Source organism: Streptomyces prasinopilosus (assembly GCF_001419695.1).
GTDB lineage: Bacteria > Actinomycetota > Actinomycetes > Streptomycetales > Streptomycetaceae > Streptomyces > Streptomyces prasinopilosus.
The window spans coordinates 1-4,266 of the sequence record NZ_LIRG01000267.1 but is presented as its reverse complement, the minus strand read 5'-3'; the positions used below and the strand labels follow the sequence as shown (position 1 = coordinate 4,266).

At 74.9% G+C, this 4,266-nt stretch carries 3 protein-coding genes; all 3 read right to left on the bottom strand.

Annotation, left to right across the window (positions count from 1 at the left end):
• Positions 1-1,764, bottom strand: a 1,764-nt coding sequence (locus AOK18_RS12565; protein WP_157865082.1) for a serine/threonine protein kinase, incomplete at its 3' end; no start/stop codon positions are given.
• 19 nt (positions 1,765-1,783) lie between these two features.
• Complete coding sequence (locus tag AOK18_RS12560) at positions 1,784-3,181, bottom strand: coiled-coil domain-containing protein (protein WP_055694390.1); 1,398 nt, start codon at positions 3,179-3,181, stop codon at positions 1,784-1,786.
• Positions 3,182-3,310: 129 nt separating this feature from the next.
• Positions 3,311-4,266, bottom strand: a 956-nt coding sequence (locus AOK18_RS12555) for a glutamate ABC transporter substrate-binding protein (protein ID WP_055694391.1), incomplete at its 5' end; no start/stop codon positions are given.

The window sequence follows — 4,266 nt, the reverse complement described above, 5'->3', positions numbered from 1 at the left end:
GGGCCGGGCGAGCCGTCCGCGGCCCGGCGCTCCTCGGCGTACCGCCCGCGCCCCCAGCCGGGACACGTCGCCGTACGACGCCGGGAACAGCTCGGTGTCCGTCACCCGCGGCTCCGGGCCGAACAGGGTCGACAGGGCGGGACGGGCACGGCCCGACCGGAGCGAGACGACCTCCCGCAGGACGCCGGTGAGCTGCTCGGCCATCTCCTGCGCGGAGGCGAACCGGCGGTCCGGGTCGGGGTCGGTGGCGCGCACCAGCAGCCGGTAGAACGACTCGTACCGCCGGAAGACGTCGATGTGGTCCGGGTCGGGCAGCGAGTCCGCGTAGACGGTCGTGTAGCCCTGGAAGTCGAAGGTGAGGACGGCGAGCGTCCGGGCGACCGTGTACAGGTCGGAGGCGACCGACGGGCCGACCGCGGCGACCTCCGGGGCCTGGTAGCCGACCGTGCCGTAGATGGCCGACTCGTGGTCGTCCACCCGGCGCACCGCGCCCATGTCGATCAGCTTGAGCTCGTCCTCGGTCTGGATCGCGTTGTCGACCTTGAAGTCGCAGTACAGCAGGTTGCGGGAGTGCAGGTGCCCCAGCGCCTCGAGCGCCTCGATGCCGTACGCGCACGCCTGCTCCACCGGCAGCGGGTCCCGCCTGCCGTCCGGGGTGCGGCGGCCGTTGGCGATCTCCTTGAGGGCCTTGCCGCCGACGTACTCCATGACGATGTAGCCGTCCAGCGAACCGGTGCGCTGGTCGAGGTGCTCCACGAAGTTGTAGATCCGCACGATGTTGGCGTGCTCGATCTCCGCGAGGAAGCGCCGCTCGGAGATCGCCGCCTCCATCGCGTCCTGGTCGCCCGTGTCCAGCAGGCCCTTGAGGACCACCCAGCGGTCCGAGACCGCCCGGTCCACGGCGAGGTAGATCCAGCCCAGGCCGCCGTGCGCCAGACAGCCGACCACCTCGTACTGGCCGTGCACCACGTCACCGGCCCGCAGCTTCGGGACGAACGAGTACGGGTGGCCGCACTCGGTGCAGAAGCCCTCCGTGCGGCCCGGCCGGCCGGCCCGCGCACGGCCCACCCGGGCACCGCAGTCCGAGCGGGAGCAGAACCGCTTCCGCTCCGGCACCTCGGGGTGGTCCAGCACCATCGCGCGCGGGTCGGGCCGCGGGATCGGCGGGACCTGGACCAGCCCCGCGCCCAGCCGGCTCCGGCCGGAGGAGCCGCCGGCGGACCCGGAGCTGCGCACCGACACCGAACGGCCGGCGCCGCCCGGGAGCGACCGGGAGAGCCGCCCGGACACCGAGCGCCGCGACTTCGCCGACCGCGAGGGCTGGGAGGGCTGGGAGGGCTGGGACGACGTGCGCGCACTGCGGCCGCCGGTACGGGCTTCGGCGCCGGAACCGCCGGAGCCGTGAGAACCCCGGGAGCCGCGCGCACCGCGCGACTCCCGGCCCCCGCCGGCGGTGACGCCGGTGGGGGCCGGGCCGACCTCCCCGGTCGGCGACACGGCCGGGGCGAGTCCGCAGGTGTCGCAGTACGACCGGCCCCCGCCGAGGTCCTCGTAGGCACCCCCGCAGCCGGGGCGTCGGCAGGCCCGGGAAGCCTCGGCGGCCCGCTCCGGCTGCTCCCCGTCCCCGCTCGGGCCGGGCTCGCCGCTGCCGCTCCCTTCCCCGCTCCCGTCCGGTTCCCGGGCTCCGCTCCGCCCGCCGGAGCCGCCGTCGGGCCATCCCCGGGGCCGGCCCTGCCGGTGCGTCCGGTTCTCCGCCTGACTCATGCGCCCGCCTCCCCCCTCGTCACTCATGCGCCGGCCCTCCGCGCTCCTCGGGCGTGCCCCGGCCGGGCTGCCCGTACGGGCCGGGCCGGCCGTACGGATCCGACGGCCCGGACTGGCCGGGCACCCGGTGCCGGGCCGAGCCGAGGAGTTCGGCGGCGGCGTGCTGGTAGCGCAGCACCGCCTCCTCGGCGACCCGCAGGTCGCAGGGCGCGCTCCACAGCACGCGGCGCGCCTTCTCGTACCGCTCGGCCAGCACGGTGTCCTCCGCGAGGCCGTGCCGGGCGACCTTCGCCTTGTAGGCGTCGAGCCGGCCGCGCAGCTCGGCGCGGATCGCCAGCGGCGCGGTGACCGCGGTCAACGACTCGCGGGCGCGCACCAGTTCGTCCTCGGCCTGTTCCTCCAGGGACTCCAGGAGCGGGGACAGCCGGTGCCACTGGGCGTGCCTGCGGTACTCGGCGGCCGTCGCCAGCTGCTCCTGCAGCGCGGTCGGCGGGCCGCTGACGACCGGCACCTCGGTCGCCGCGATCTTCGCGAGCACCTCGCCGCGCGCCGTGCGCGCCTCGGCGAGGGTGCGGTCGGCGCGCGAGAGGACGTCCCGCAGGCGCACGATCCGCTTCTCGGAGTCCTGGCGGACCGCGAGCACCGCGTCGATCTCGCGGCGCACCTCCTCCAGGGCGCGCGCCTCGCGGTCGTACACCGTCGTGTCCGGCCGGCCGCCGCCCGGGGCGGAACTGCCCTCCAGGGGCTTCCAGAAGGCCAGCGGGTCGGAGATCACCTGTTCGCGCAGCCGCGTCAGGGTGCGGGTGATCCGCTCCAGGTCGTCGCCCGCGGGGTGCTCGCCGGGGCGGACCCCCACGGGGTGGGCGAGCCTGCGGGTGCGCTGGAGCTCGGCGGCCAGGAGGTCTATCCGCGCGGGCAGCGCCGACCACACCGCGTCCGCTGCGACGACCACGTCCAGCGAGGACGCGTACAGCTCGTTCATCAGCTCGACCAGCACGGCCAGCGAGTGGCGTTCGCCGAGGCGGCCCGCACGGCCCCGGAGGGCCGGCACGTTCGCGGCGGCGGCGGCGGCCGAGCCCGGGACCGTGACGCACTCGCCGCGCAGCAGCTCCGTCAGTTCCGCCAGGTCCTCGCGGCTGGACCAGCGGCGCCGGGCGCGGATCCCGCGGGCGGTGCGCAACGCGCCGGAGTACGCGTCGAAGTACGTCCACAGCAGGGTGATCGAGGCCTCGGTGACCCGCCAGCGCTCCTCGGTGAGCCCGGTGAGGCGGGCACCCTCCAGGAGTCTGCGGCCCGCGTGGTCCTGCAGGGCGAGGAGCGAGGTCTCGACCGCCTCGTGCTCCGCGCCGAGCCGCGCGAGCGCACGGTCCACCTCGTCCCGGTCCATCACCGGCCCGGTGGGATCCGTGTCGCCCATCGATCACCTCTCGCTGCGGGTCGGTCGCCGGCGTCCGTCGGCCGGCGTTCGGGCGTCGGCGTTCGCACGTCCGCGTCCGTGCGTTCTCCTGTGCTCGTCGTGCTTTCCTGGCGGTGGGGTGACGGGGGGTCAGCTCACGCGCAGGTACTCCGGTTCCGGTGGTTCGGAACCACGTGGATCACTGCCCATTGTCTTCGACAGCCAACGCTCGTACGAGGCCCGCCATCCGTTCCCGGTGTCCTCGCCGAAGTCCACCAGGACCCGGTTGACCCGGCGCAGCAGGTCGTCCGCGTCCTTCCGCATGGCCACGCCGTAGTACTCGGTCGTGAAGGAGTCGCCCTTGAGTTCGACGGTCGGGTCCTGCGCGGCCTGGCCGGCGGCGAGCGCGGCGTCGGTGACGACCGCGTCGACCTCGCCGAGCTGCAGCCGCACCAGGCAGTCGAGCTGGTTGGGGACGGTGGTGCGGATGTCGGCCGACCGGGGGAGGGCGCCCCTGGCCCTGTCCGCCTTCAGGTTCGCGTACGCGGTGGAGCCCGCCGCCGTGCAGATCCTGCGGTCCGCGAGGGTGGGGCCGTACCCCTGGACCGGGGAGTCCTTCGGGGCCAGGACCTGCTGTCCCGTGGTGAAGTACGGGGCGGAGAACGCCACGTCCTCCAGGCGCTCGCAGGTGATCGTCATGGTGCGGACGACCATGTCGACCCGGCCGTCCTGGATCGCCGGGACGCGTTGGTCGGTGGGGATCGCCTTGAACTGGACCGCGTCCCGGTCGCCGAGGATGTCCTCGGCGATGCGGTGCGCCAGGTCGATGTCGAAGCCCTCGAGCTGTGCGCCGTCCCCGCTGTTGGGGTCGCGGTAGCCCCAGCCGTAGCTGTTCTGGTCGATGCCGACGACCAGTTTCCGCTTCTCGCCGGAGCGGGCCTTGATCGCGTCGATGACCGGGCCGTCGGCGCCGGAGGGGGGCAGGGTCTGCTTCTCGGGGTCGTCGCACTCCTCGGCCGCCCTCGCGTCCACGGCGTCCGTCACGCCCTGACCGGCGCTCCTCGGCTCCCTGCCGGGTCCGGGGGAGGACCCGGCAGGGAGCCGAG